Consider the following 6143-nt stretch of genomic DNA (forward strand, 5'->3'; position numbering starts at 1 on the left):
CCCGGCCGGCGGAGCAAGGCGCGGCATCTGGCGGCCAGTTCGGGCAGTTCGAAGGGCTTCACCAGATAGTCGTCCGCGCCGGAATCGAGGCCCTTGACACGGTCGCCGAGGCCATCGCGCGCCGTAATCACCAGAATGGCGGTGGCGGCGCGCCGGAGCCTGAGCTTCTTAATGAAATCTATCCCCTCGCCATCCGGCATGCCGAGGTCAAGCAGGATGAGGTCATAGTTGATCGATTTGGCCGCGTCATCGGCGGCGGCGAGCGTCGCACAATGATCAAGCGTGAATCCTTCTCCGGTCAATCCTTCCACAATGAGGGCGGCAAGCCTCTCGTTATCTTCCGTCAATAGCACCCGCATGTTTGATATCCGTTTCAGAAGGAATGCGCGTTGCGTCATCATTGAGAAAACGACGTTTTCTCGATGAACGGCGCCTGCCACAGGTCGGACCAGACTTGCCCCCTGCTCGAACCGGGCGAAGCCCAGCAACGGCTGCCGGGGCGTCGAGAGATCTCGACATCATTGTCGAATTCCGCATTCGTCGGCGCGAACGCGATACGATGGCTTGTATTCCAGAACTACGGCCAGGCGCTGACGAAACCCTGACAGCTTCGCGGAGACGTGAACCGATATGCTCAAATTGTCAGGACATCGTCAGGTCGCCTTTTCATCATGCCTACACCTCTCGACGCCTGAGGTGGTCCAACACGGAGAAGGAATGATGGCGACGGTTCGGAAAATTGTCCATGCCTGTGCGTTTGTCGGCGTTTCTTCGACGAGCGATACGGCATTGATCGCGAATGCGCTCGATCCACAGACCGGGATGATCATGAGGTCGCAGTGAGCGCCGTGGCCGCGCAAGCCCGCAAGAGTGGTTGCGCCCAGATCGCGAGACTGTTCGACGAGAGCGCCAATGTCGAAGCGATTGAGGGCGTCGCGCGGGCGGGCTGAACATCATCGTCACGGCGAACGCCGCCTCATCTCGTCGGCGCTATTCTAACCGAGTGAACGCCCCCTCCGGCAGGGCGGCCTCACTTGGCCTGACTTTCGGAAAAATTGGAGATCGAAACTTGTGGAGCAAACTCTTGGTCGCGACCGCCGTACTTGTGACGCAGGCGACTTCCGTCGTCGCTTTCGAATCCCGCAATTACGCACTCGGCAACTTCGGGAAGGACGAGCTTCTACGTCAAGCAGCAAACGATTGCGAGAACACGCGTTATCACTGCCGACAGAAGGAGGGCCGGTGGAGCATGCGCTATTCCGCAAACTGGCAGCAATGCCAGATCAGCTACAATCAATGCTTGCGCCGGTAACGCCCTGCCGCGGCCAAGGCGCTGTTTCCGGTCGCGCCGGCCGTCCCTGCTGGAAAACAATCTGATGGATTTGTTCGAGCCTGGCTTCATCCGCGCGAAAGAAGCGTGGCTTCGGCCCGCTTATTCACGCCGGATGCGACGCGCACTTTTGGCTGCCGCGTTTTTGCTCATCGGATTCGCTTCCACCGCCTACGCCGGAAGCGAACTCGCTCTGACGCCCGAGCAGATCAAGCAGCTTGCCATCGAGGTCGCGGATGTCCGCGTCGCGACGAGGAGCATTGTCACGACCCTGCCTGCGACCATCATCCCTCCTATCAATACGCGCATTGCGATCACCGCGCCATTCTCTGGAACGGTGCTGATGGCGCAAGCGCTGCCGGGCCAATCTGTCCGGGAAGGCGATATTTTGGTCGCATTGGCGAGCCGTGATCTTTCCGAAACGGTCGTGCGTCTGAAGCAGGCTGAAGCGGATTTGCAAGCGGCCGAGGTCCTCGCGCGCCGGCAGCGCGAATTGTTCCAGAAAAACCTCGTGTCGTCGAACAAGGTCGCCGAAGCAGATGCGCAAGTTGAAAAAATCAGGGCGCTGGTCCGCGAGAGCCAAAGACTGCTGACAATTGGCGCAATCAAGATCAATGCGGACGGAAGCTATGCTTTGACGGCGCCAAAGAACGGCCGCATTGTCGAAGTGAAGGCGACTCCAGGCGCGGCATTGCAGGCCATGGACGCGGCCGTGGTTATCGACACCAGCCGCGAACTCTGGCTTCAGGCGCAATTGCCGGCGCAAATGGTCGGGACAATCGCGGTAGGCGACAGGATCGAACTGCCCAACGGCGACGCCGGCAAGATCATCTCTGTCGGAATTTCTCTCGATCCACTCACCCGGTCGACCACACTCATTGCGGAAATCCCGGCGAGCCCGCGCCATATCGTCGGAGAGGCGACGTCGATCACGGTCGTCAAGTCGCCGGCGCGCGAACAATTCGAGATTTCGGCCGATGCGATCTCGTGGATCGGAGGAACCGCTCACGTCTTTGTCCAGACGGCCGGAGGCTTCACGCCCGCGCCGGTGACGGTCACGGGCCGAACCGCCGCCGACGCGACCATTGAAGGCGATTTGCGGCCGGGACAGAGACTGGCTGTCAGCGGCCTGGCGCAGCTCGAAAAAATCATGGGCGGAGAATGAGCATGCTGCGGCGTCTCATCGAATTCTCGCTGTCGCAGCGTCTGTTCGCCTTACTGATCGCCGGCCTGCTCGCCGGGCTCGGCTTCTATGCGTTTGTGCGGATTCCGATCGACGCTTTTCCGGATATCGCCCAGGTGCAGGTCAAGATCATCCTGAAGGCGCCCGGAATGACGCCGGAAGAAGTCGAAACGCGCGTTGTCGCTCCACTCGAAATGGAATTGCTGGGTATTCCCGGCAAAACGATTCTCCGCTCGTCGGCGAAATATGCGATCGCCGACCTGACGATCGATTTCCAGGACGGAACCGACATTTATTGGGCGCGCCAGCAGGTTTCCGAACGGCTCGCCGCAATTCGCGCCGACCTGCCCGCCAATGTCGCCGGCGGCCTGGCGCCGATCTCGACTCCCCTGTCGGACGTGTTCATGTTCACGGTCGAGGGCGACAGTCTTTCCCTCGAAGAGCGGCGCACCTTGCTTGACTGGACGATCCGTCCGGCTTTGCGCACCATAGCCGGCGTGGCGGACGTCAATGCGCTGGGAGGCTATGTCCGAACGTTCGAAGTCATTCCCGATTCGCGACTTCTCGCCGGGGCGGGTCTTGGCGTAGCCGATCTGATCGAAACCATTTCCGCGAACAATCGCAATGACGGCGCCGGGCGACTGAGCGACGGCGAGAAAGCGCTCGTGGTGCGCTCGGAAGGAGCGATCCGAACCCCTCAGGATCTCGAGCAGATCGTGTTGAAGACGGAGGGCGGAAGAATTTTGCGCGTCTCCGACGTGGCGACGGTGCGTATCGGCGCCCTGACGCGCTATGGCGCAGTCACGCAAAACGGCGGAGGCGAGGCGGTCGAAGGACTCGTGATCGGTCTCCGCGGCGCCGACGCAAGCGCAATCGTCAAGGCCGTGCGGGAACGGCTTGCGGAGCTCAAGAAGGGCTTTCCGCCCGGCGTTTCGATCAATGTCTTTTACGACCGCGCCGATCTCATCCAGAAGGCCGTCGGCACGGTGAAGAAAGCCCTGATCGAAGCCACGATACTTGTCGTCATTCTCCTTCTACTGTTCCTTGGCGATCTGCGCGCCGCCATCGTCGTCGCGCTCACGCTGCCCATGGCCGCGCTGGTGACGTTCCTGATCATGCAGGGATTCGGCATGTCGGCGAATCTGATGAGCCTTGGCGGCCTCGCCATCGCCATCGGCCTGATCGTCGACGCCGCCGTCGTCGTCGTCGAAAACAATGTCGACCGTCTCGGTCGCTCCAGCGACAGCCAAATGCCGCGCCTCCATCACATCTATCAATCGGCGGCGGAAGTGGCGACCCCGGTAGCGTCCGGCATTCTCATCATCTGCCTGGTCTTCCTGCCTCTGCTTTCGCTGGAGGGCCTCGAAGGCAAAATGTTTGCGCCGGTCGCGCTCACGATCATCTTCGCCTTGAGCGGCTCGCTCCTGCTGTCGCTCACCTTGATCCCGGTGCTGTCGTCGATGTTCCTGAAGGTCGAGGGGCATCACGAACCTTGGCTCATGCGCATCGTCACCCCGATCTACAAGACAGTGCTCGGCTTCTCGCTCAAACGCCCGCTTCCGGTCATTGTCGTCGCCGTCAGCGGGCTCGTCGCCGCCGTCATCGCTTACGGCGCCGTGGGCAAAGCCTTCATGCCGACGATGGACGAAGGCGCGATTATCATGCAGACGACCAAGCTGCCGTCCATCAATCTTGCGCATAGCGTCGAGTTCGACCTGTTGTTGCAACGACGGTTGCTCGAAACCGTCCCCGAAGTCGAACGAATTGTCACCCGCGTCGGGGCCGACGAGCTCGGGCTCGATCCGATGGGTCTCAACGAGGCGGACAATTTTCTCGTCCTCAAGCCAAGGGACCAGTGGCGCATTCCGGACAAGGAGTGGCTGCTCGAACGATTGCGCGACGCCATGGCGACTTATCCCGGCGTCGAATTCGCCTTCACACAGCCAATTGAAATGCGCACATCGGAAATGCTGACGGGATCGCGCGGCAATCTCGCGGTCAAGATTTTTGGACCCGATCTGGAAACGCTCTCGTCGCTCGCCGGCCGCGTCAAATCGGCCATCTCCAAGGTCAAAGGCGCTGCCGAGGTGATGACGCCTTCGGCCGGCGCCGTCGATTATTTTCAAATCACGCTCGACCGGATCGCAACGGGGCGCGCCAAATTATCGGAGAATCGGCTTCAGGATGAGCTCCGCGCTCTGCTCGAAGGCGCTCCTGCCGGCCTTGTCATCGAGCCGGGCCGCCGAACGGATATTGTCGTGCGCGGACCGAAGGACGTGCGTGAATCGCCGGAATCGTTCAGCAACATGCAACTTGCCGCTGGCGACGGCGGATTGATCCGCAGCAGCGATATGGCCCAGCTCGCCAGAAGGGCGGGCGTCGTGAAGATCGATCGTGAGGACGGCTCTCGCTTTTCGATCGTGCAGGCCTATGTCAGCGGCCGCGATCTCGTCGGCTTCGTCGCTGACGCCCAGAAGACCGTCGCGGAGCAGGTTCCGCTTCCTCCGGGCTACCGGCTCGTGTGGGGAGGGGAATTCGAAAACCAGCAACGCGCGGCGACCCGCCTCGCCATTGTTGTTCCCATCGCGCTCGGTCTCATCTTCTTCGTACTTTTCGTAACCCTCGGATCCATCAAGCAGGCGTTGCTGATCCTGGCGAATGTGCCGTTCGCTCTCGTCGGCGGGCTCATCGCGCTCTGGCTGTCGGGGCAGTATCTTTCCGTGCCAGCCTCCGTGGGGTTCATCGCTCTGCTCGGCATTGCGGTGCTGAACGGCCTGGTCCTCGTGAGTTATTTCAACCAGCTGATGGCTAAAGGGGCGACGATCGACGTCGCAGTCTTTGACGGCGCGCTGCGACGGCTGCGCCCGGTGCTGATGACCGCGAGCATCGCCGCCCTCGGCCTCGTCCCGTTGCTGTTCGCGACGGGCCCCGGCTCCGAGATCCAGAAGCCGCTGGCCATCGTCGTGATCGGAGGGCTCATGACATCGACCCTGCTGACGCTGGTGTTGTTGCCGATCACATTCCGACGCTTCGGGCAAGCGGACAACGCCGCCCTGTATAAATCGCGGAAACCGCAATGGATCATCAACTCTGCAAACTGACGCTCGTCTATCCGGTGACGGCTGACGACCAGATATTGGACTTCCTGCTCGACTCGCGGCCACAGTTGCCGGGATTCACAAGCCTGCGCGCCGAAGGACACGGCGCCGGCTTCGAGAGCGCCTCGACGCGTGAAAAAGTTCGCGGCCGGGTCGAGCGCCGCCTGTTGTTCATAATCCTTGGCCGCGGTCGACTGCAGAGTCTCCTTGCCGAATTGCGCGAGCAAATCGCCATTCCGAACCTGGCTTATTGGGTCGAGCCCGTCGAAAGTTTCGGACTGTTCAAGTGATCCGAATCACCGGAACCGCGGGGACGTCTTCATGATGCGCCGTCCGCGCGCAGCCCTTGTCGCTGGCCTCGCGGCCATGGCGACGGTCCCCGCTTCATGCGTCGCGGCGGAAACCATGTCTGGCGCCTTGGCGCGCGCTTACGCGAATAATCCAGAGATGAACGCTCAGCGCGCGAGCGTGCGCGCCAGCGACGAAAGCGTACCGCAAGCCAAGGCCGGGATGAGGCCCACAATCACTCTTA

General features: G+C 61.3%; 4 protein-coding genes. 3 read left to right on the forward strand and 1 reads right to left on the reverse strand.

Going from position 1 to position 6143, the window contains the following annotated elements:
* Positions 1 to 488 (reverse strand): response regulator (locus tag ACE3S9_RS13310; protein WP_374546953.1); only part of this gene is annotated, 488 nt, incomplete at its 3' end.
* 888 nt (positions 489 to 1376) lie between these two features.
* Here ACE3S9_RS13310 and ACE3S9_RS13315 point away from each other — a divergent pair.
* The 3 genes from ACE3S9_RS13315 to ACE3S9_RS13325 are packed head-to-tail and all read left to right on the forward strand — an operon-like array spanning position 1377 to position 5901.
* Positions 1377 to 2495, forward strand: a complete 1119-nt coding sequence (locus ACE3S9_RS13315) for an efflux RND transporter periplasmic adaptor subunit (protein ID WP_374546954.1) — start codon at positions 1377 to 1379, stop codon at positions 2493 to 2495.
* 2 nt (positions 2496 to 2497) lie between these two features.
* Entirely contained in the window at positions 2498 to 5614 is a 3117-nt protein-coding gene (locus ACE3S9_RS13320; RefSeq protein ID WP_374546955.1) for an efflux RND transporter permease subunit, read from the forward strand.
* A complete protein-coding gene (locus tag ACE3S9_RS13325) occupies positions 5590 to 5901 on the forward strand; it encodes a DUF3240 family protein (protein ID WP_374546956.1) in 312 nt (103 codons plus the stop codon). The genes ACE3S9_RS13320 and ACE3S9_RS13325 overlap by 25 nt, the downstream gene beginning before the upstream one ends.
* Positions 5902 to 6143: the final 242 nt, after the last annotated feature.

This window comes from Rhodoblastus sp. (genome assembly GCF_041915505.1).
GTDB lineage: Bacteria > Pseudomonadota > Alphaproteobacteria > Rhizobiales > Beijerinckiaceae > Rhodoblastus.

What these genes read in the sequence shown, in the direction of transcription:
- ACE3S9_RS13325 (WP_374546956.1), top strand. Translation starts at nt 5,590, where the DNA reads ATGGATCATCAACTCTGCAAACTGACGCTCGTCTATCCGGTGACGGCT.
- ACE3S9_RS13315 (WP_374546954.1), top strand. Translation starts at nt 1,377, where the DNA reads ATGGATTTGTTCGAGCCTGGCTTCATCCGCGCGAAAGAAGCGTGGCTT.
- ACE3S9_RS13320 (WP_374546955.1), top strand. Translation starts at nt 2,498, where the DNA reads ATGCTGCGGCGTCTCATCGAATTCTCGCTGTCGCAGCGTCTGTTCGCC.